Annotated in this window: 23 protein-coding genes; 8 read left to right on the top strand and 15 right to left on the bottom strand. The window is 69.5% G+C overall.

Features of this window, described 5'->3' with window-relative positions:
* Positions 1-20: 20 nt before the first annotated feature.
* Positions 21-1,580, bottom strand: a complete 1,560-nt coding sequence (locus ABQ271_RS09520; protein WP_349308534.1) for an ABC transporter substrate-binding protein — start codon at positions 1,578-1,580, stop codon at positions 21-23.
* Positions 1,581-1,619: 39 nt separating this feature from the next.
* Positions 1,620-2,063 (bottom strand): DUF3237 domain-containing protein, encoded by a 444-nt coding sequence (locus ABQ271_RS09515; RefSeq protein WP_349308533.1) that lies wholly within the window; start codon positions 2,061-2,063, stop codon positions 1,620-1,622.
* A 220-nt stretch (positions 2,064-2,283) separates the two neighbouring features.
* Here ABQ271_RS09515 and ABQ271_RS09510 point away from each other — a divergent pair, with 220 nt between their 5' ends.
* The 3 genes from ABQ271_RS09510 (at position 2,284) to ABQ271_RS09500 (ending at position 4,450) form a co-directional block, all read left to right on the top strand.
* The gene (locus ABQ271_RS09510; RefSeq protein ID WP_349308532.1) at positions 2,284-3,057 is read left to right on the top strand and encodes an SDR family NAD(P)-dependent oxidoreductase; all 774 of its coding nucleotides are present in this window, start codon (positions 2,284-2,286) and stop codon (positions 3,055-3,057) included.
* 90 nt (positions 3,058-3,147) lie between these two features.
* Entirely contained in the window at positions 3,148-3,834 is a 687-nt protein-coding gene (locus ABQ271_RS09505; RefSeq protein WP_349308531.1) for a helix-turn-helix domain-containing protein, read from the top strand.
* 46 nt (positions 3,835-3,880) lie between these two features.
* The gene (locus ABQ271_RS09500) at positions 3,881-4,450 is read left to right on the top strand and encodes a PadR family transcriptional regulator (RefSeq protein WP_349308530.1); all 570 of its coding nucleotides are present in this window, start codon (positions 3,881-3,883) and stop codon (positions 4,448-4,450) included.
* On the opposite strand, the gene ABQ271_RS09495 is transcribed toward ABQ271_RS09500, so the two are convergent.
* The 4 genes from ABQ271_RS09495 to ABQ271_RS09480 all read right to left on the bottom strand — a co-directional run bounded on the left by ABQ271_RS09495 (position 4,443) and on the right by ABQ271_RS09480 (position 8,374).
* Positions 4,443-5,426, bottom strand: a complete 984-nt coding sequence (locus tag ABQ271_RS09495; protein ID WP_349308529.1) for a PDR/VanB family oxidoreductase — start codon at positions 5,424-5,426, stop codon at positions 4,443-4,445. The genes ABQ271_RS09500 and ABQ271_RS09495 overlap by 8 nt on opposite strands.
* Position 5,427: 1 nt before the next feature.
* Complete coding sequence (locus tag ABQ271_RS09490) at positions 5,428-6,543, bottom strand: aromatic ring-hydroxylating dioxygenase subunit alpha (protein WP_349308528.1); 1,116 nt, start codon at positions 6,541-6,543, stop codon at positions 5,428-5,430.
* Between the two features lie 101 nt (positions 6,544-6,644).
* Complete coding sequence (locus tag ABQ271_RS09485) at positions 6,645-7,127, bottom strand: hypothetical protein (protein WP_349308527.1); 483 nt, start codon at positions 7,125-7,127, stop codon at positions 6,645-6,647.
* A complete protein-coding gene (locus ABQ271_RS09480; protein WP_349308526.1) occupies positions 7,127-8,374 on the bottom strand; it encodes a hypothetical protein in 1,248 nt (415 codons plus the stop codon). Before ABQ271_RS09480 ends, ABQ271_RS09485 begins: the two co-directional genes overlap by 1 nt.
* Before the next feature lie 144 nt (positions 8,375-8,518).
* Between ABQ271_RS09480 and ABQ271_RS09475 the strand changes: the two genes are divergently transcribed.
* The 3 genes from ABQ271_RS09475 to ABQ271_RS09465 are packed head-to-tail and all read left to right on the top strand — an operon-like array spanning position 8,519 to position 9,854.
* A complete protein-coding gene (locus ABQ271_RS09475) occupies positions 8,519-8,944 on the top strand; it encodes a MarR family transcriptional regulator (RefSeq protein ID WP_349308525.1) in 426 nt (141 codons plus the stop codon).
* Between the two features lie 29 nt (positions 8,945-8,973).
* Positions 8,974-9,357, top strand: a complete 384-nt coding sequence (locus tag ABQ271_RS09470) for a hypothetical protein (protein WP_349308524.1) — start codon at positions 8,974-8,976, stop codon at positions 9,355-9,357.
* Between the two features lie 35 nt (positions 9,358-9,392).
* Positions 9,393-9,854: a DUF3817 domain-containing protein gene (locus ABQ271_RS09465; RefSeq protein ID WP_349308523.1), complete on the top strand. Its 462-nt coding sequence runs from the start codon at positions 9,393-9,395 to the stop codon at positions 9,852-9,854.
* 3 nt (positions 9,855-9,857) lie between these two features.
* On the opposite strand, the gene ABQ271_RS09460 is transcribed toward ABQ271_RS09465, so the two are convergent.
* Complete coding sequence (locus ABQ271_RS09460; RefSeq protein WP_349308522.1) at positions 9,858-10,988, bottom strand: methyltransferase; 1,131 nt, start codon at positions 10,986-10,988, stop codon at positions 9,858-9,860.
* Between the two features lie 60 nt (positions 10,989-11,048).
* Between ABQ271_RS09460 and ABQ271_RS09455 the strand changes: the two genes are divergently transcribed.
* Positions 11,049-11,429: a hypothetical protein gene (locus ABQ271_RS09455; protein ID WP_349308521.1), complete on the top strand. Its 381-nt coding sequence runs from the start codon at positions 11,049-11,051 to the stop codon at positions 11,427-11,429.
* A 66-nt stretch (positions 11,430-11,495) separates the two neighbouring features.
* Here the strand turns inward: ABQ271_RS09455 and ABQ271_RS09450 are convergent, their stop codons facing one another.
* The 8 genes from ABQ271_RS09450 to ABQ271_RS09415 all read right to left on the bottom strand — a co-directional run bounded on the left by ABQ271_RS09450 (position 11,496) and on the right by ABQ271_RS09415 (position 20,078).
* On the bottom strand, positions 11,496-12,764 hold the full coding sequence (locus ABQ271_RS09450; RefSeq protein WP_349308520.1) for an ABC transporter permease subunit: 1,269 nt from the start codon (positions 12,762-12,764) through the stop codon (positions 11,496-11,498).
* Positions 12,761-13,549, bottom strand: a complete 789-nt coding sequence (locus ABQ271_RS09445) for an ATP-binding cassette domain-containing protein (RefSeq protein ID WP_349308519.1) — start codon at positions 13,547-13,549, stop codon at positions 12,761-12,763. The genes ABQ271_RS09450 and ABQ271_RS09445 overlap by 4 nt, the downstream gene beginning before the upstream one ends.
* A gap of 87 nt (positions 13,550-13,636) precedes the next feature.
* On the bottom strand, positions 13,637-14,728 hold the full coding sequence (locus tag ABQ271_RS09440) for a substrate-binding domain-containing protein (RefSeq protein WP_349308518.1): 1,092 nt from the start codon (positions 14,726-14,728) through the stop codon (positions 13,637-13,639).
* Positions 14,729-14,889: 161 nt separating this feature from the next.
* A complete protein-coding gene (locus ABQ271_RS09435) occupies positions 14,890-16,077 on the bottom strand; it encodes an ABC transporter permease subunit (protein ID WP_349308517.1) in 1,188 nt (395 codons plus the stop codon).
* A complete protein-coding gene (locus tag ABQ271_RS09430) occupies positions 16,074-16,913 on the bottom strand; it encodes an ATP-binding cassette domain-containing protein (RefSeq protein ID WP_349308516.1) in 840 nt (279 codons plus the stop codon). Before ABQ271_RS09430 ends, ABQ271_RS09435 begins: the two co-directional genes overlap by 4 nt.
* A gap of 11 nt (positions 16,914-16,924) precedes the next feature.
* Complete coding sequence (locus ABQ271_RS09425; protein ID WP_349308515.1) at positions 16,925-17,977, bottom strand: substrate-binding domain-containing protein; 1,053 nt, start codon at positions 17,975-17,977, stop codon at positions 16,925-16,927.
* The gene (locus tag ABQ271_RS09420; RefSeq protein WP_349308514.1) at positions 17,974-19,155 is read right to left on the bottom strand and encodes an ROK family transcriptional regulator; all 1,182 of its coding nucleotides are present in this window, start codon (positions 19,153-19,155) and stop codon (positions 17,974-17,976) included. Before ABQ271_RS09420 ends, ABQ271_RS09425 begins: the two co-directional genes overlap by 4 nt.
* A 56-nt stretch (positions 19,156-19,211) precedes the next feature.
* The gene (locus ABQ271_RS09415; protein WP_349308513.1) at positions 19,212-20,078 is read right to left on the bottom strand and encodes an NYN domain-containing protein; all 867 of its coding nucleotides are present in this window, start codon (positions 20,076-20,078) and stop codon (positions 19,212-19,214) included.
* Positions 20,079-20,183: 105 nt separating this feature from the next.
* Between ABQ271_RS09415 and ABQ271_RS09410 the strand changes: the two genes are divergently transcribed.
* On the top strand, positions 20,184-20,546 hold the full coding sequence (locus ABQ271_RS09410) for a PLD nuclease N-terminal domain-containing protein (RefSeq protein WP_349308512.1): 363 nt from the start codon (positions 20,184-20,186) through the stop codon (positions 20,544-20,546).
* Positions 20,547-20,561 lie beyond the last annotated feature (15 nt).

Raw genomic sequence — 20,561 nt, 5'->3', positions numbered from 1 at the left:
GGTTCTTTCCTTCGAGGAGGTCAGCCGTTGATGCGGAAGATCGGGTCGTCCAACGCCCCGCCGAGCATCTGGACGCTGAATCCGGGCCGGGACGCGTAGATGAAGGCGTCGTTCAGGAGCGGGAGGGTGTCGGAGCGGTCGACCAGCGCCGCGACGGTCTCGTCGAGCGCCGCGCAGCGAGCCGCGTCATCGGTCGCCGTGTTCGCCGCCGCGAAAGCCGCCTCAGCGCCCTCGTTCTGCACGTCGCCGAAGTTGGTGCCGCCCTGGTCGATCGTGGGTCCGGTGAGGTTGAGCAGGGGGCTGGCCAGCGAGCCGAGGAAGTTGAGGTCCGCGAACACCGTCATGTCCCAGTCGCCGGGCTTGGTGACGACGGTCGTGATCCAGCTGCCGACGTCGGTGTTGTCGAGCTGCACCGTCGCGCCGGCTGCGCGGAGCGCCTCGGCGATGTACTCGTTGCCCGCACCGTTCGGGCCGACGATGGTCGGTGCGACGAGGCGGATCGTCTTGCCTGCCAGCGCCTTCTTGGCGGCGGCGACATCCTGCGCGGGGATCTCGATCTTCGAGTCCGCGACGCACGAGGTGCCTTCTGCGGCGAGGGATGTGAGGACCTTTCCGGTGTCGAGCGACGTCACGTTGCCGTACATCGCCCGGTCGATCGCCGCGATGACGCCCTTACGGGCCGCCTCGTCGGTGAAGACGCTGCCCTCGCGCTCGTTGAAGATGAGGTAGCTGTCCGAGAAGGGGTTCACCGCGACGTCGTAGCCGGCCTGCCCCGTGAAGCGGTCCATCGTGGTCGCCTGGATCTTGCCGATGTCGAGCTGGCCGCCGAGGACCAGGTTGGCCGTCGCCGTCGAATCGGGGGAGACCGAGTAGACGAGCTTCTTCGCCGGCGTTCCGGAGATGTCGGTGGACCAGTCGGGCCAGGCTGTGTAGTCGTCGCGGAGGGTGAACTCGTAACGCACACCCGGTTCTGCCGAGGTCAGGGTGTACGGGCCGGACTCGCCGCCCGTCGCGGTTCCCTGCGCGAGCTTCTGTGAGTCGGTGAGGCCGGCGGGGCAGATGATGCCGCTGCTCGCGACCGACATGGCGTCGACGAGGTAGGGCCAGGGGGTGTCCACGGCGACCGTCACCGTGCCGGCCGCATCGTCGGCGGTGATCTTCGGAGCGGTGTTGCCCGGTCCGAACGTGTAGACGACCTGCGTCGAGCCGCTGGCGGGGCGCGCGAAGTAGTCGAGCGAGTTCTTGACGACGGACGGCGTGATCTTCGTGCCGTCGGCGCAGGTCGCGTCGGTGCGGATCGTGAACGTCGCCTCGGTCGGGGTCGACTCCCACTTCGTCGCGAGGCCCGGGACCAGACCGCCGGCATCCCGTCGCACGAGGGTGTCGTACGAGGTGCGCGCAAGGAGGAAGTCGGGCAGCGACGAGCTGAGGGTGGGGTCGAACGTCGCCGGGATGTCGATCGTCGTCCGGATGGTGTCCGTCTTGGTGGCGGTGGGGCTGGCGGTGGTGGTGCACCCCGTCGCCGTGAGGGCGACGGCGGTGACGATGGATGCCGCAATGGCGGCGTGCCTCTTGTTCATGATGGGCCTCTCGTGGGGGACGCAGTCGGGCGCTGCGGGTCAGATCAGGACTTCGAAGATGTCGATCGTCGTGGCCTCGCCGCTGGCGTGGGCGCGTCCGACGAAGATCGACCGGGTGAGCCATTGGAGCTCGGGGGCCACCGTGCGAAAGCGCGGCGTGGACTGGAAGTAGTCGGGACCGTCGGTGCTCGGACGGACGACGCCGACGTTGTACACGTCGATGACGTGCCCGTCGGCGGTCCGAATGAGGTAGCGGGCTTCGACGTCGTAGGTGCCGTCGGCGCGGGCGACGCACCAGTCGGCGCCGCCGGGGATGATCTCGCCCTCGACGTCTCCCGACACCGGTCCGCCGGTGATGGGGATGTAGTCGAGAACGTCGTCGCCGCGACGTTCCAGCGGGATGCCGGGGTCGACGCGCGCGACGATGCGGAAGCTGAACCGCAGGGCGGGCGGTACAGGTGGAGCAGGTGGAGCAGGGGTCATCGAGCTCTCCAGCCGATCGGGATGCCGCGCCTCATTGCGCGTTTGACCCGAGTATGTCCATAGTGGACGTGCTAGTCAATAACGTTCACTAAACCGTGACGACGCTGACTCGCCGTTGTTACACGACCTCCATCACCCGCGGAATCACGAGGGTGCGACGGGGAAGTGGCGGGTCCCATCTTGTGCAACGAACGCTCAACTCGTGAAACGAAGGAACGTCATGACCGACCAAGCCCACCGGATCGCCCTCGTCACCGGAGCGGGAAGCGCCGAAGGCATCGGAGCCGCCGCGGCTCTCCTCCTCGGCCGGACCGGGATGCGTGTCGTCGTCACTTCGACGACCGACCGCATCCAGGACCGCGTCGCTTCTCTCCGGGCAGAGGGGATCGACGCGGTCGGCGTCGCCGCGGACCTCACCGATTCAGCCGGCGTGGATGCCGTGATGCGAGCGGCCCGCGCTGCGTTCGGCGAACCGGATGTCCTGGTGAACAACGCCGGCATGACCTCGCTCGCCCACCCGGACGAGCCGGCATCCGTCGAGGACATCACGATCGAGCAGTGGCAGGCCCCGCTGGATCGGAACCTCACGACGGCGCTGCGGATGACGCGAGCCGTCGTCCCCGGCATGCGGGCGGCCGGGTACGGGCGCATCGTCAACGTGGCGTCGCTTTCGGGTCCCGTGCAGGCGTACCGGGGCGACGTCGCGTATCACGCGGCCAAGGCCGGGATGGTCGGGCTGACTCGGGCGTCAGCCGTCGACACCGCGGCAGCTGGTGTCACGGTGAACGCCGTCGCTCCCGGGTGGATCCAGACGTCCTCCTCGAGTGCGCACGAAGTGTCGATGGGCGCCGCAACGCCGATCGGTCGGTCGGGTACACCTCTCGAAGTCGCCGCTGCGGTGGCCTTCCTCGCCAGTGAGGGAGCGTCCTACATCACGGGTCAGCTGCTCGTGATCGACGGCGCGAACTCGATCAACGAGGAACGCGCCGTCTGATGCCGTCGTCGTACCCCGCATAGTCAATGTGCTTCACTATGGGGACATGATGTGTCGACGAGGGCGATCGGCCCGGGATCGGAGGACGGCATGACCGAACCCAGCCGAGCGCGCCGCAAGCGCGGGTCGATCAGCCAGACGGAGATCGTCGCCGCAGCCATGCGGCTTCTCGACGACGAGGGGGAGTCCGCGCTCACGTTCTCGCGGCTGGGTGCGGAGCTGAAGTCTTCGCCGACCGCCGTCTACCGGCACTTCGCCAGCAGGGACGACCTCGTGGAGGCTGTCGCCGATCACCTCGATGGGATCTCGCTCGAGGGCTACGAACCGACCGATGACTGGCGTGCCGACCTCACCGACCTCGCGTGGCGCGCGTGGCGGACGGCGGCCGCGCATCCGGCGGCGGCCGCGATCGCGCTCACGACGGTCACCAACGGCATGAATGAGCTGCGGGCGGTCGAGTGGATCCTTCGAGCTCTGGCCGTCGCCGGTGTCCGCGGTCGGCCCGCGGTCGTGCAGTACCAGGTGTACGCAACCACCGTCCTCGGCGCTGCCGCCGCCCACGGCGCGCGGCTCGCGAATGCCGGTGCGCGCGAAGTCGCCGAAGGGTGGATCCAGATCTACGCCCCCGCCGACCCCTCGCAGTTCCCGTATGCCGAGGCGGCCAAGGCGGACCTGGCGCTCGTGAACTACGAGGAGGTCTTCGCGAAACAGCTCGAGATGTACCTCGCCGCTCTGGACCTGGTGACGCGCGACTCCCCGGAGGGCGTCCGCGCCTGAGCCTCGCCCCCTCAGTAGGCTTCGGAAGACGCCAGAAGGGGGAGCCATGGGACTGCGCTACGCGCTGCTCGCACTGCTGCGGGTCGGACCCATGTCGGGGTACGACCTCAAGAAGCAGTTCTCCCTCTCGGTCGGTCACGTGTGGTACGCCCCCGACTCACAGATCTACCCCGAGCTGCGGCGCATGGAGGCCGAAGGTCTCATTCGTGCCGAAGAGGCACCGCGCGGTCCGCGGGCGACCCGGCGACTGTACGAGGCGACACCCGAGGGCGACCGGGCATTCGTCGCCTGGCTCGACGCTCCTCTCGAGTATCAGAGGACGAAGGATGTCGCCCACCTGAAGGCCGCCTACCTCGAGGCCGTCGACGACGGGTCCGCCCGCGCGTTCTACGAACGTCACATCGCGGTGTGGCGGGACGAGCACGATCGGTGGGTCGAGGAGCTGTCGAACATCGACGCGCTCCGAAACCCGATGCTCGTCCGTCGACTCGCGGTGACCGCGGAGTCGGACCGCGCCCGGACGATCGCGTTCAAACGGCACACCTATCAGGGGCTCGTCGCGCGCGCCCGCACCGAGATCGCCTGGGCGGAAGAGGGAATCGCGCTTCTCAGCTGAGGAGCAGTTCGATCTCCGGCGACTCGCCGCCCTGGCCGACGATGCGTGAGACGCAGACGCAGATCTTCGACTCCGCATCCCGCTGGCGTTCGCTGTAGAACACGTCGCGGTGGTCGATGCGGCCCTGCAGACCCAACACACGCGCCTCGCAGAGGCCGCACTCGCCCTTCCGGCAGTCTGAGAGGGCGTCGACACCGGCAGCTTCGAGCGCCTCCAGAAGTGTCTGGTCGGGGCTGACCCGGCAGGAGACTCCCGTCGCGGGGATGCGGACCGTGAACGGCTCGGGGGCGAACCATCCGCTGTTGCCGAAAGTCTCGAAGCGAAGCTGGGCCGGCTTCCGCCCGGCCGCGAGCCACTCGCGGCGGACGGCATCCATCAAGCGGATCGGCCCGCAGACGTACAACTCCGCCGCGGGCGGGACCGACGCGACGAAGGCGGCGACGTCGAGCCCGCTGGACTCCTCACGGATGTGAGGTTCCAGGAGCTCGCCGTGCTCGCGACGCAGGTCGTCGAGGTACGGCATGGCCGCGGCCGACCGGCCGCAGTACGCGAGGCGGTACGGTCTGCCGCTCCCGCGGGCGGCCCGCGCCATCTGCACGAGTGCCGTGATGCCGACGCCGCCGGCGAGGAAGACGACGGGGTCGCGTCCGCCGCGGTAGGCGAAGTCCTGCAGGGGTTCGGTCACCTCGACCGTGTCGCCCGGGCGGAGGGCGTGCATGGCGTCCGCCCCGCCTCGGGATGTCTCGGAGCGGAAGACGCTCAGGGCGAAGGCGCCGTTCGCCCCGACGGGTTCGACGATCGAGTACGACCGCTCCAGCGTGCGATCGGCGAGGCGGAGGCGGACGTCGACGTGCACGCCGGGCGGCGTCGGGCGCGCGCGATCGGGTCGCAGCACGATCCGTTGCACGTGTGCGGCGACGGGGGAGACCTCCTCGACTCGAGCGTTCTGCCAGACGACGGTGTGCGAACTCGCCACGTCACGCCACCGACGTCGACGGCGCTGCGGCGGTGCTCGGCGGAGCGACCGAGGAGCGGCCTTCTGTCGCGAGGAGTCCGTCGAGGATGCGGCGCACCCACATGCCGCCCGCATCGATGTTCAGGCTGTAGAACTCGTAGCCCGGGTTGGCGTCGATCGCGGCTTGCTGGGCGGCCAGCATCCGCTCGTCCTCGCCGAAGACGTTGTGCACGCCGTTGCGGAGCTGCGTCGTTATCAGCTGGCTCTCGAGACGGTAGTTGCGCTGGAACGACCAGAAGTAGTGGCAGGAGCGGTCGGTCTCGGGCGTGATCGTGTTCATCACGTAGCCGTTGACGCCGCGGCTCCGGTCTCCCTCGGGCGCACCGGTGCCCGCCTCGGCGACGCCCACGTCGATGCGGATGGTCGAGGGCGCTTCGAAGTGGATGATCTGCCAGCGATCGACCCGGCCCGAGAAGCCCGGGAAGCGATCGCGCATGTTCTTCAGCCAGAAGGGCGGCGCCTCGATGTCGTGCATCCACCGCTCCACCGTCACGGTCGTGTCGGTGTGGCTGGTGAGGAAGTCCGACTCGCTGAGCTCCGCTTGGCCGATGCTCGAGGAGTGGACGAACTCCTCGTGGGTGAGGTCCATGAGGTTGTCGAGCACCAGCTGGTAGTTGCACGGCGCGTGGATGAGCTCGCCGTCGCCGGTCCAGGCGGCATCCGTCATCTGGTGCATGTCGGGGATGAGGTCGGGGTCGGCGAGGTCGGCGTCACCCGGCCACACCCAGACATAGCGGTATCGATCGACCAGGGGGAAGGCCGGGACGCGGGCACTCGGGTTGATGGTCTCCTGCGCCGGCATCGACGTGCAGCGGCCCGCGGAGTCGTAGCGGAGGCCGTGGTACGGGCACTGGATCTCGTCGCGGCCGACGAGGGTGCCCATCGACAGCGGGGCGAGGCGATGCCAGCAGGCGTCTGCGAGGGCGATCGGGGCGCCATCCTCGGTGCGGAACAGTGCCATCGGCTGCCCCGCGATCGTGCGCGCGAGGGGCTTGCGGCCCACCTCGTAGTCCCACGCGGCCACGTACCAGGCGTTCCGGGGGAAGTCGAAGATCTTCGCTGTCGTCGAACCGACCATGTCACTCCTTCGTGCGAGGTCATTTACCTATGTAGATAGTGATATCGCGGACGCGGCGAACGCACAAGGGCTCGCGCCTGTGAGATGCGTCCCGGCCGCTGTCAGTCGACGCGGCCGCAGGGCGACACGGCGAGGATCTCGAGCGCGGCCGACCCCTCAGCGGCGCGCTCGGTCACGTCGACGGAGACGCCCGATCCCGCCCGATTCAGTCGAGCCGTGGCGAGGGCCACGTCGATGCCGACGGGCTCCATCGCCCAGCCGTCGCCGAGGGCGGTCGGGAGATCCGCAACGACGGATGCGGCGTCCGAGCCGTCGGGGAGGGCGACCTCGCCCTGGACGGTCGCGAACGCGGTGCCGCGGGGACCAGCGGCACCTGCGGCATCCGTCCCGCATGCGGTGGATGTCGCGTCGCCCGCAGCCGTGTAGGTGGAGCCCTCCGGTAGGGCCGCCACGATCTCCGTGACGGCGTCCTCCGCCTGTGCGCGCACGTCGCCGTATGTCGGAGCGTCAGCCGGAGCGCAGGCTGTGAGGGTGAAGAGGAAGGTCCCGACGAGCGCCGTTGCCGCGAGGGACCGGAACGACATCAGCCGTCGCTCTCGTGCGCGAGAGAGGTGAGGAGCAGTCGGACGTCTTTCAGGACCGTTCCGTTCGTCGAGCCGTCGCCGCTGAACAGTCGATTGTGGAGGGTGAGGCCCTGCGACACCATGGCGGTGACATTGCCCGTCTGCGTCTCGGTGAAGCCGGGGTCGACGATCGTGATCCCGGAGAAGTCCTCGGGGCCGACGCCGTAACCGATGTCGCCCACCTGGAAGCCCGCGTAGTAGCGGTTGATGTCGTCCTTCGCCTGCGCTGCGTAGTACGCGGTTCCCGGGGTCGTGGTGTACCCGTCGGTCGCACCGACGCCTGCGGCGAGGAACCGCGCGTCGAAGCGGGCGCCTGCCATCTCGGCCGCGCTCCCGACCTGGGATCCCGCGCTGTGTTCGTAGCTCAGTGTCGGAAGCCCCGGGAAAGCGGCGTGGATTCCCTTCACGATGCGAGCGTAGTTCGCGCCCGCCGCCGTGGCGATCGTGTTGTTCTGCGGCCCCGACGCGAGGTCCATCGAGATCTGTGGCATGGGCGCGGCGAGCACCGTGAAGGCGAGCACGGGCGCCGACGGGTCGGCGTGTCTCACCTGCCAGTTCGCGACGGAGGTGACCGGGTCGTCCACCATGAAACTGCGGAGGGAGGCGTTGGTCCCGGGCACCACGAAGAGGATGCGGGTCGCCACCGCGGCATCCCCTGCCATCTCCACGAGGGCGCCTCGGCCGGGCGCGAAGAGGTAGAGCTGCACGGCCCCCATGACGACCTTCGCCAGATACGTGCGCTCCTGGCGGAGCGGCTCGAGTGCCGCGTCGGTCGGCGTCGCGCTCTGCTGCGAGACCAGCTCGGTCAACATCGAGTCGATCTGCCCCAGCCGCTCGCGCGCCCCGAGCCGGTTCGCTCTCACGCGTGCGTCGGCGGGGATGCCGTCGAGGGATCCGATGACATCGGGCGCGTGGCGGGTCAGGTTCTCCTGCGTTGCGGCGGGCAGGGCGCCCCACCACGACGTGGCCGAGGTGGGTGCGGTCCGGTCGGCGAGGTGCTGCAGGTCGGCGGGCGACATCGTCGCCAACCGGCCCGTCGAGAGCGTCGTGATGTCTCCCGAGGGGAGGTGCTGCGTCGAGCGCGCGGGGACGGGATCGGCATCCCGGTGAGAAGTGGCGCCGGCGGCCTCGGGTGCGTGGCTGACAACGGCGAACACCACGGCGGCTGCGGCGAGCGCAGCGGCCGGATGGGTGATCGCGCGCAGCATACCGCTGATGATACGGGGATGCGGGACCTCGAATGTTTCGCAGATGAGAACCCCCTCATCCTCTTGCGTCCCGGGCGGAGCGGTGAGCGAATCGCGGTGAGATGGATGCTGACCCGGACCGGGGCTGACTCATAGACTTCTGCCGTGCCAGATACCCCCGCAGACGAGGCCCCGCGCTTCAGTCCCGTCATCGCGTTGCTCGCCGTTTCGGCGACGTGGGAGGCGCAGCTGGCCGCCGAGTTGCGTGACCTCGGCATCTCGACCCGCAAGTTCGGCCTGCTGGGCCACATCGGGGCCGAGCCCGGTATCTCGTTCTCCGAGCTCGCTCGTCGATCGCGCATCACCGTGCAGTCCGCTCATGCCGCCGTTCATGCGCTCGTCGACGACGGCCTCGTCGCCGACGCGACCGCGCAGGCGGGGGCGGCGAGCGATCTGAGCGTCACGGAGCGCGGCGCCCAGGTGCTGCGTGACGCGCAGGATCGGTTGGAGCGCTTGGATGAATCGCTGTCGCAGTCGCTCCCTCGGGTCGCGGAGTCGCTCGGCGGTATCCGGGCCGGTGTGATCGAGTGACGCGTCGCGGGGGAGTCCGTCGCAGCGGGATGCTGCGTGCCATCGCCCGTGGCGCACTCGCCGTTCTGCTGACGGCCGCCGGCGTCGCGCACCTCACGGTGCTCCGCCGCGGGTTCCGGATCGCCGTCCCGGACTGGGCGACGCGCCTGTTCCGGACAGACAAAGACACGATCGTCGTCGTCTCCGGTGTTGTGGAGGCCGGGCTGGGCGTCGCACTCGTCGCCCTCCCGCGGGAGCGCCGCCGCGTGGGTCTGGCGGTCGCGGCACTCTTCGTCGCGGTGTTCCCCGGCAACGTCCATCACTGGAGGTCGGGCCGCGACGTCCCCGGGATGGATTCCGACACCAAGCGGTTCGTCCGCCTCTTCTTCCAGCCGGTTCTCGTGGCGTGGGCGGTGTGGTCCACTCGACGCTGACCGGAGCCGCGGCATCCTTCAGGTAGGCTTAAGGTGTGTTCCGCACCCCTGCCTCGATCTTCCGCATCCTCGCCATCGCCGAAGTGTTCTCCTGGACGCTCCTCATCAGCGGGCTCATCGTCCGCGCGGTGGGTGGCCCCGCCGTCGCCGTCACCATCGGCGGTGGCATCCACGGCTTCGTCTTCCTGTCCTACGGCGCGACCGCGCTGCTCGTCGCGCTGAACAATCGGTGGCGCCTCGGCACGTCGGTGCTCGCCGTCGGCTCAGCCGTCGTCCCCTACGCCACGGTTCCCGTCGAGATGTGGCTGCGCCGGAGCGGCCGGCTCGCGGGGGACTGGCGCCTCGAGGAGACGGCGGATCCTCGGGACCGGCGCCCGATCGACCGACTGCTGCGCTGGTTCCTGCGGCACGCCGGCATCCTGATCGCCCTCATCGTCGTGGCGGTCGTCGCGCTCTACGTGATCCTGCTGATCGTCGGTCCTCCCGGCGGACGGTGAGCGTCAGCGACGCGCGGACACCGTCACGGTGAACTTCGCGTCCCGCGCAACCTGACGGGTCGGCCCGACGAGGCGCTCGAGGTCGCCGCGGTACGCCATACCCGAGTTCCAGACGCACCACAGCTCGCCGCCGGGTCGGAGGACGCGCGCCGCATCGGCGAACAGCCGGAACGCGAGCCGATCGGTGAGCGCCGCCCCGCTGTGGAACGGCGGGTTCAGCGCGATGAACGAGGCGGATGCCGCGGGTCGCGCCGAGAGCAGATCGTCACGGACGATCTCGACCCGATCGGCGACACCGTTCGCGGCGACCGTTGCGCGGGCGGAGGCGACCGCGGCGGCGGACTGATCCGAGGCGTACACGGCGGCATCGGGATGCCGGAGCGCGAGGTGAGCGGCGACCGCGCCCGTCCCGCACGCGAAGTCGATGAGCGGATCCTCGGAAGCTCCACCTGCGGGGTCAGCGGGCAGATGCGCGAGCAGCAGCCGCGTGCCGTGGTCGAGGCGAGCCCCGGCGAACGCACCGCCGAAGGCGCGGATCTCGAGATCGCCCTCGCGGCCCGACGCGGGCACGGGATCGTGAGTCGGGCGCGGGTCGCGCGCGAAGAGGACGCGCGACTTCTGCCGCGCGAGCGACACGTCGATCCGGCCGAAGTGCTCGCCGAGCACGTCGTTCATCGCTCGGGTCATGTGCTTCAGGCGGCCGCCCGCCACCACGACGACCTCGGGGGACGCGTGCGTGGCGATCAGGGCTGCGACGTCTCGGAGCGCGTCGAGCGAGCGCGGCAGTCGAACGAGAACGACGCGTGCGCTCCGGACCGCATCGGCGTCGAGCGAGACGACCTGGAGACGATCTCCCAGCCCGAGCGCGCCGGCGTTCTGGACGATCGCGCGTTCTCCGGCCAGAGCGTCCTGGTGCACGCGGACGTCCCGCGCGCCGTCGTGCGCCGCCGCGAGGGCGAGGGCCCCGTGGGTGTCGCCGATGACGGCGATCGAGCCGGCGGGCGCTCCGGCCCGCAGATCGGCTGATTCGTCCAGGATGAGGCGGTCGGCGGCATCCGACGCCACCAGGTCGGGGCCTTCGACGTCGGGGCGACGGGAGAGCCTCTCGAAGGGGAACGGGGCGGGACTCGTCACGTCCCCAGCGTAGGCGAGGGCGCAGCCCCCGACGGGGCGACGCCGGGGGATACTCGGGGGATGAAGACAATCGCTCGCTGGACTCTCGCCGGCGCCATGGTATTCGCCGGTCTCAGCCATCTGTTCTGGGCGCGCAAGGAGTTCCAGGCGCAGGTTCCCGACCTGGTCACCGACACCCTCCCCATCGACAAGGACGGCGTCGTCGTTGCCTCCGGTGCGGTGGAGATGATGCTGGGTGCCGCGCTCGTCGCACTGCCCAAAGAGCGTCGTCGTGTCGGCGTGATCCTCGCCGCCTTCTTCGTGGCGATCTTCCCCGGCAACGTCGCGCAGGCGCTCGGCAAGCGCGACGGCTTCTCGCTGGACAGCGACACCGCCCGCTGGCGTCGTCTGCTGTTCCAGCCCGTGCTGGTTGCCTGGGCGCTGTGGTCGACCCGCGACTGACCCATCCGCACGCACGACGACGCCCTCGACCGAGAAGGCCGAGGGCGTCGTCGTGTCAGGAGGCGATCAGGTGCGCATCCCGCCGGTTCGTAGCCGAGACAGCGCGTCGACCGTGGCGGCGAGGATCAGGACCCCGCCGGTGACGATCAGGTTGAAGCCGGCATCCATTTTCAAGAGGCCCAGCCCGTTGATGATGACCGCGATTACGAGTGCGCCGATGGCGGCGTGGATGAGCCGGCCGCGACCGCCGAAGAGGCTCACGCCGCCGACGACGGCCGCCGCGACGCCCGAGAGGACCACGTCGCGACCCACCGCGCCGTCGACCGACCCGACGCGGGTCTGAGCGAACAACAGCGACACCACGGCGAGGCCAGAGGCGGCGACGAAGCACCACCACTTCACCCACCGCACCTTGATGCCCGCACGACGTGCGGCCTCGGCGTTGCCGCCGATGGCGTATACGTAGCGTCCGAACTTGGTGCGGTCGAGCACGAATGTGCCGATGAACAGGATCGTCAGCACGACGGGCACGATGATCGGGACGCCCTCGATGGCGATGATCGACTGCGATCGGTTCAGATTCAGGACGAATACCGCGGCACCGCCGAAAAGGGCGATGACGATGAGCTTGGCCCACACCAGCGCCATCGGCCGGTTCGGGACGCCCGCCCGTGTGCGACGGCGACGGTCCCAGACCGACAGACCGCCCGAGATCAGCAGAATGACGGCGAGCATGCCCCAGCCTCCCCAGATCGGCAGTCGACCGTTCTGCAGCGCGACGAGCTCGGGCGCCTGGATCGGGTATACTCCTCCCCGCCCAATTATCAGAAGCGCGAGCCCCTGGTACCCGAGGAACAGCCCCAGGGTGACGACGAACGAGGGAATGCCGACCCGCGCTACAAGGAATCCGATCAGGGCTCCCGTAGCGAGACCGATGACCAAGCCGATCGCGAGGGCCAGCGGCCACGGGAACTGGAACTTGACGTTCAGAACCGCGAACGCGGCCACGCCAACGCCGCCGGTGACACCGGCCGAGAGGTCGATTTCGCCAAGGAGCAGGACGAAGACGAGCGCCATGCCGAGAACGACGAGGGATGCCGCCTGGCTCATGAGGTTCGCGAAGTTGATCGGCGTGAAGAAGTACTCACTGAGCACACTGAAGAGGATCACGAGGAGGACGAGACCTCCGACAGCGGGCAGGGCGCCCATTTCGCCGCCTCTCACGCGCTGCAACCAAGCCTTGACTTGGTCGCCGACGCCGCCTTCGATGCCGCTGCCGATGAGGTCGCTCACGACGGGGTCGGGTGCCGCCGCGGTACGGGTGCTGGAGCTCATGCGTCGCCTCCGACGGGGATGGTGGATGTGCCGACGAGCTGAACGCCCGGCGGGATCTTCGTTCCGGTGATGTAACCGACGATCTCGTCGCGATTCGATCCGGCGGTCGGGACCTGCGCCACCATCTGGCCGAGGTAGAGGACGGCGATGTCGTCGGCGACCGCGAACACGTCGGCGAGGTTGTGGCTGATGAGGACCACGGCGACGCCCTGATCGGCGAGGCGGCGGACGAGGTTCAGCACCTGTTCGGTCTGGGCAACGCCGAGCGCGGCGGTCGGCTCGTCGAGGATGACGACGCGGGCCTTCTTCAAGACGGCGCGTGCGATGGCGACGGTCTGACGCTGTCCGCCGGACAAGCTCGAGACCTTCTGTCGGACGCTCTTGACGGTGCGCACCGAGAGGGAGCGCAGGGTGTCGGAGGCATCCTTCTCCATCCGTCCCTCGTCGAACGTTCCTCCGATGATCTCTTCGCGGCCGAGGAACATGTTCTGGACGATGTCGAGGTTGTCGCAGAGCGCGAGGTCTTGGTAGACGACCTCGATGCCGAGGGCGCCGGCCTCGCGAGGAGTGCGAAGCGACTCCTCCTGGCCGTCGATGAGGATCTGGCCGGTGTCGTAGGGCTGCACTCCGGCGAGGCCCTTGATGAGGGTGGACTTTCCGGCGCCGTTGTCGCCGACGAGGGCGGTCACCATGCCCGATCGGACCTGGAGGTCGACGCCCTTGAGGACGCTGACGGGGCCGAAGGACTTCGTGACGTGCCGGAGTTCGATGATGGGTTCGCTCATGCGGGTTCTCCTGAGGAATCGAGGGGGGTCGCGCAGACATAGGGGAGTGGGGATGCCGCGAGAGGCGGCATCCCCACTCCCGTCAGATCACTCGACGCCGAACTCGGTGCACTTGTCGGCGAGGCTGACGCCGGCGATATCGCCGGAGCAGACATCGGCGGCCGATGCGTCACCAGCGGCGACGACGTCCTTGACCGTGTCGGGGCCGACGAGCTGCGGCGTGACCGAGATGTACGGCGTGCCGTCCTCGAGCTTCTGGTCGGCGGTGGGCTTCTCGCCCTTCAGGAGCTCCGTCGCCACCTTGATGGCGGCCTCGGCCTCGTCCTTGACCGGCTTGTAGACGGTCGCGGTCTGCCATCCGGTGAGGATGTTGCGCAGGCCCTCGACGTTGGCGTCCTGGCCCGAGACAGCGACACCCTTGAGGTCGCGGTCCTGGAGGACCTTGATGACGCCGTCGGCGTTCGTGTCGTTGGCGGCCCAGACGCCGTCGACCTTTCCGCCGTTCGCGGTCAGCGCCTGCTCGAAGTTGGTCTGGCTCTTCGCGCCATCCCAGACCCCCGGAGGCTCGGCGACGGGCTTGACGCCCGCGGCCTCCATGACCTCTTTCGCGCCCTTGAGGAACATCGCGGCGTTGCCGTCGGTGGGGTCGCCACCCATGTAGAAGACTGCGGCCGTCTTCGGGTCCTTGCCCGCCGTCTTCAGGCCGTCGAGGACGGTCTGACCCTCGAGGCGGCCCACCTCGACGTTGTCGAACGACACGTAGTAGTCGGCGCCCGCGAAGGGGCGGTCGTACGCGATGACCGGGATGCCCTGGCTCTTCGCCTTAGTGGCGACGCCGGCGGCGGCGCCGTTGTAGTCCACGAGCAGCATGACGCCGCAGCCCTGCGTCATCTGCTGATCGGCGATCGTCGTGTACTTGGCGGTGTCACCCTGAGCGTTCTGGATGTCGACCTCGAAGCCGGCGCCCTTGAGGCCTTCGTCGAGGTACTTGCGGTCGAAGTTCTCCCAGCGGGGCGACGACGCCGCGTCGGGAAGGATGACGCACGCGCGGCCGGCTTCGGCGGGAGCCATACCGCCGCCGCTCGAGCCAGCGGGTGCCGGGGTGCTGGTGCTGGCACAGCCGGCGAGGAGGAGTGCGGCGGCCCCGAGGGCTGCTGCAACGGACAGGGACTTCTTCATCGTTCGCCTTTCGACAGTGAAATCGAGCGAGCGCTACTTCGCGCTTGATGACGATCTTGTTGTGTTCACGAATTGAAGTCAAGATGTGAACATAACGCTTTCGTCACCGTCGACGGTCGGCCCGAACCTCTCTCGACGCGGTGATCGGCGATGCCGCCGGGCTACGTGCGACCGGTGCCCAGGCGGCTGCGGCGGGTGACGGCATCCAACGCCACGGCGAAGACGAGCACGGCACCCGTGACCATGTACTGCACCGCCGAGCTGAGGTTGATGAGGGTCAGCCCCGACGAGATCGCCTGGATGACGACGACGCCGAGGAGCGCGGCGAAGGCGGAGCCGCGTCCGCCGAAGAGCGACGCACCGCCGATGATCGCGGCCGCGATCGCGTTGAGGTTGGTATCCGCCGCGCCGGTGCTCTGATTCGCCGCGGCGAGCCGCGCCGCGGCGAGGACGCCGCCCGTGGCAGCGAGCGCCGAGCACAGCATGAAAACCGACAAGACGACGCGGTCGACCCGGATGCCGGCGCGTCGCGCGGCCTCGATCGACCCGCCCACCGCGAACACCGACCGGCCCCAGCGTGTCCTGGTCAGGGCGAGGTGCGCCACCACGACGAGGACGACGAAGAGGACGAACATGAGCCCGACACCGCGCGACAGGTTCAGGTACCAGGATCCGCCGACGAGTCCGACGAGCAGCAGGGCGCCCCGCACCACGATGACCGCCGTGCGGGTGCTCTCGAGCTCCGCCGCCGCTCGACGCCGAGCGCGGCTGAGGAGCGTTCCCGTGTAGGCCAGGGCCGTCGCCGCCGACAGGACGTAGGACAGCCACGCCGGGAGATACATCTGCTGTGCGAACTGCACGATCCAGGAGTCGAACGGCAGGTTGATCGAACCGGCATCGCCGAGCACCCACAACTGCACGCCCAGAAGGCCGAGGAGGCCCGCAAGGGTCACGACGAAACTCGGCAGCCCGAGCGTCGTTCGGAGGGCTCCGTAGATCGCCCCGACCACGCAACCCGCGGTGATCGCCGCGCCGATCGCGAGTGCGAACGGCCACTGCAACTGCACCCCTCCGACCGTCAGGATCGCGGCGGCGACCCCTGACATCGACCCGACCGACAGGTCGATCTCGCCGATGAGGAGCACGAGGACGATGCCGAGCGAGATCGTCCCCATCGCGGCGCACTGCATGAGCAAATCGCTGAGATGCCGGCTCGTCAGGAAGACCGGGTTGAGTGCCTGGAAGACGATCGCGATGACCACGAGGGCCAGCACCACCGGCATCCGTCCGACATCGCCGGACCGGACCCGCGTGATCGCAAGCCTCACGATGCTCGCCTCGCGGTTCATCGCTCGCCGTCCAGGCGGCGTCGTGCCCCGGCGAGGGGGATGACGGGGGCCCGCGGCTCGTCGGCCGGCGGGAGGGGACGTGCCGAATCGAGCGCTCCGGTGATCGCGGCGATCAGGACCTCGCTCGTCGCGGTCTCGGCGTCGAACTCGCCGTTGTTGCGGCCGAGGCGGAGGACGACGATGCGGTCGGCGACGGCGAGGACGTCGGTCAGGTTGTGGCTGATCAGGATGACCCCGTGCCCTCGGTCGCGGAGGCGCTCGATGAGATTCAGCACCTCGGCGGTCTGCGCCACGCCGAGCGCCGCGGTCGGCTCGTCGAGGATCACGATGCGGGGTTCGCCGATGAGCGACCGCGCGATCGCCACCGTCTGGCGCTGACCGCCCGACAGGGTCGAGACCGGAACGCGGACGGAGGGGATCTTCGCCGCCAGCTCGCGCAGCAGCATCCAGGTCCGCTCTTCCATCGCGACTTCGTCGAGACGACCGCGCTCGAGCAGCTCCCGGCCGAGCCACAGATTGGCGACGACATCGAGGTTCTCGCAGAGCGCGAGGTCTTGGAAGACCGTCGCGATGCCGAGGTCCTGCGCGTCTGCGGGGCTGGAGAGCTGGACGATCTCGCCGTCGAGCTCGATCGTGCCGGCATCCGCGGGGTGCACCCCGGCGAGCACCTTCACGAGCGTCGACTTGCCCGCGCCGTTGTCGCCGACGAGCGCGACGACCTCACCCTCGCGAACGCGGAAGTCGACCCCGTTCAGGGCGCGGACCGCGCCGAAGCGCTTGTCGATCCCGCGCATCGAAAGGACATGGTCGCCGGTGCGACGGGGGGAAACGCTCACGCGGAGTGCTCTCATTCCAGGCCTGCGGCGGCGCAGGCCTCGGCGTAGGGGGGCGTGCAGATGTCGTCGACCGTCCAGAAGCCGTCGGCGACGACGGTGGATGCGATGTCGTCGACCGTGACGGCGACGGGGGTCAGGAGGGTGGCCGGGATGCCGTCGATCGTCGTGTCGCCCTTCGGGCGCTCCCCGGCGGCCAGAGCCGTCGCGACGTCGGCGGCGATCGTCGCCTGCTCGCGGATCGCCTTGTAGACGGTCATGTACTGGTCTCCCGAGACGATCCGCTGGAGAGCGGTCAGCTCGGCATCCTGCCCCGTCACGATCGGGAAAGGGGTGACGTCGGCGGCTCGGAGAGCGGCGATCGCGCCGCTCGCGGTGCCGTCGTTCGCGGCGTAGACGGCGGCGACATCGTCGCCGTATTGGGCGAGCTGGCCCGCCACCCAGGACTGCGCCTTGTCAGGGCTCCAGTCGGGGGTGTCGTACTCGGCGAGGATGTGGAGTCCCGCCTCGGCGATCACCGAGCGGGCGCCGTCACGGAACTGCGCGGCGTTGCTGTCGGTCGGTGCCCCGTGCACCATGAGGATGCCGCCGTCCGCGCGGCCTTCCTTCTCGAGCCCCGTCACGAGGGCCTCCGCCTGCAGCTCGCCGACGCGCTCGTTGTCGAACGAGACGTAGTAGGCGGGCTTCCCGCCGCCGACGATCATCCGGTCGTAGGCGATGACCGGGACTCCCTCGGCTGTCGCCGCCGCCAGAATGGATGCCGCGGCCCGCCCGTCGACGGGATCGAGAACGAGCACGGCTGCCCCGGCGGCGAGGGCCGACTCCGCCTGCTGCTGTTGGCGTGCGGCATCCTGATCGGCGTTCGTGTAGAGCACCTGCGCATCGCCGAGCTCTGCGATGCGCTTCTCGAAGACGGGGCGGTCGAACGTCTCGTAGCGCGCCGTCTTCTTGTCGGGCAGGAGCAGCGCGATCGTGGTTCGCTCGGGTGAGTTGTCGGGCACGGCGCAGCCCGACAGAGCGGCAGCGGAGGCCGCCGCGACGAGGACGGCGGAGATGACTCGCTTCATGCGGGGAACGCGACCAGATCGGCGTCGACGGTCACGTGGTCGAGCGCGAGAGCGATGGCTCCCCGGGTCTCGGCCCACTCCGCAAAATCGGATGCGACGATCTCGGGCACGGCGCCGCCGAGGACGGAGCGCTCGAGCGCGTGACGGAGTGGTGCGAGGAGGATCTCGCCGGCGCGCGCCAGCTCGCCGCCGACCACGATGCGTTCGGGGTCGATGAGGTTGCAGAGGCTCGCTGCGGCGATGCCGATGTGGCGGCCGGCATCCGCGATCGTCCGCTGCGCCGCGGCGACGCCGTCGCCCGCTGCGGTCACGAGGTCCCGGAGGCGATGGATGCCGTCGGCGTCGCTGAACCCGGCGAGGAGTGCGGGGCCGGCGGCGACCGTCTCGAGGCAGCCCCGGTTGCCGCACCGGCAGAGCGCGCCGTGCTCGTCGATCGTCATGTGCCCGATCTGACCGGTGCGGCCACTCGCCCCGCGGAACAGCTCGCCGTCGACGAGGAGCCCCGCGCTGATCGAATGGCCGACCGTGACGTAGACCGATGACGACGCGCCGCGTGCGGCGCCCTCTCGCGCTTCAGCGAGGGCGCCGAGATTCGCTTCGCTGTCGACGTGGACAGGGCGGCCGATCCGAGCAGACAGGCTCCGGGCGATGTCGACGCCGTCCCAGCCGGGGAGCAGGCCCGGCGTGGAGATGATCGATGTCCGCGGGTCGACCGGGGCGGGGATCGCGAGGCCCACCGCGAGGAGGTCGGACAGCGACCCGCCGAGGCCTTCGACCATGTCGCCCAACAGCAGGCTGAGGCGATCGAGCTCGGCGTCGTGCCGGTGATCGAGCGCGAGGGGGAGCGACGTCTCGGCGACGACGGAACGGGTCGCGTCGGCGATGGCGACGTGCAGCTTGCGCGTCGAGAAGTGCGCGCCCGCGACCAGGCCCACCTGTCGTGCGAGCGACACGAGCGTGGCGCGGCGACCACTGCGCGACGTGAACGAGGTGTGGAGCACACCCGAAGCGGTGAGCTCCTTCACGATGTTGGACACCGTCGCGGGGGACAGGCCGGTCGCACCGGCGAGCTCGATCTGCGTCAAGCGCCCATGCCTCTTGAGCGAATCGAGCAATCGTGCACGATTCGCTTCTCGCAGTGAGGACTGCGATCCGGGCTGAGTTGACCGGCGAGCCACGGGGCCACCCTACAGGGCTCGGGCGCCGGGCGACCGGCATCCGGCCGCTGCAGCCGTCAAGCGCTCTCGACGGCGCGCACCCGGACGATGTTGGTCGTCTCGTCGAGTTCGGCGATCTGCGGGTGATCCTTGACGAAGTCCGAGAATGAGCGGTGCCCGTGCGCCTTCTCGCTGAAGGACGGATCCATACGCTTCATGAGGTTCTTGACCGCCGACAGGTGCACCCACTCCTCGTCGGTGCGGACGTGCTCGAGGCGGAGCGCGCGCGAGAGCAGCTCGCCCACGGGGTCGGCGGCGACCTTGCGTCGGCGGCGGCCCGTCGCGGGCGCGGTCTCGGGGGCAGGCTCGGGCTCGGGGACGGCGACACCGGGGAGGGCGTCGTAGGCGTCGAACTGGTCGCACGCGGCAGCGAGCGATTTCGCGGTGGAGCCGGCGACCCCCACGGCCACGACGTAGCGCCCCAGGCGCTTGCACCGCTGGGCGAGCGGGACGTAGTCGCTGTCGCCCGCCACGATGACGACGTGCGTGAGGTCTTCGAGGCGGAACAGATCCTCGACCGTGTCGACAGCGAGGCGGATGTCGGCGCCGTTCTTCGCGTACGCGGCTGCCGGGAACAGCTGCACCAGGTCGACGGCGCGCGCGACGAGCTGCTGCCGGTAGAGCGCGTTGACGGGCGACGACCAGTCGGCGTAGGCCCGGGTGAGGACCAGGGTGCCGAAGGATGCCGCGTAGTCCATGATCGCGCCCACGTCGATCATCGCCGCGGCGAGGCGGCCGGCGATCTCCTGCTCGTCGGGGTCGGCTGCGATCCGCTGCCGGTCCCGTGAATAGCTGTTGCGCCCGTGCACCCGGTCGTACCAACTCATGACGATGTTGTCGAAGTCGAGGTAGACCGCGACACGGGGGATGGAGGAATCCGGCATCCCCCCAGTCTTACAGCTTGTGCCCTCGAGGTGTTCCCGGAACGCCCGCTCGGCGGGGTGGAAAAGGGATGCGGCGTTTCACCGCTGACTCATAGACTCTGGCGCATGCCGTACCTGATCTCGTTCCTCGTGCTCGCGGGCATGATCTTCGCGCTCATCGACATCATCACGAGGGATCAGAGCCTTGTGAAGCACATGCCGAAGACGGTGTGGCTGTTCGTCGTCATCCTCTTGCCGTTCCTCGGGACGGTGCTGTGGTTCGCCATCGGGCGCGAGTACCCGCAGCGGGAGGTCCGTCGACCCCCGCAGTTCGCACCCTGGGCGACGGAGCCGGCGGCACCGCCCATGCACCGTCGGGACGCGCGGTCGACGGAAGAGCAGCTCGCCGACCTCGAGCGAGAGATCGAAGAGGAGCGGCTGCGCGCCGAGCTCGCGCGGCGGCGTCGCGAACAGGGCGGCACGGCCTGAGGTCCGGATGGACCC

It is taken from the genome of Microbacterium sp. MM2322, from assembly GCF_964186585.1.
Classification (GTDB): Bacteria; Actinomycetota; Actinomycetes; order Actinomycetales; family Microbacteriaceae; genus Microbacterium.
The sequence above is the reverse complement of the archived record's forward strand: the minus strand, read 5'-3'. Positions and strand labels throughout refer to the sequence as shown.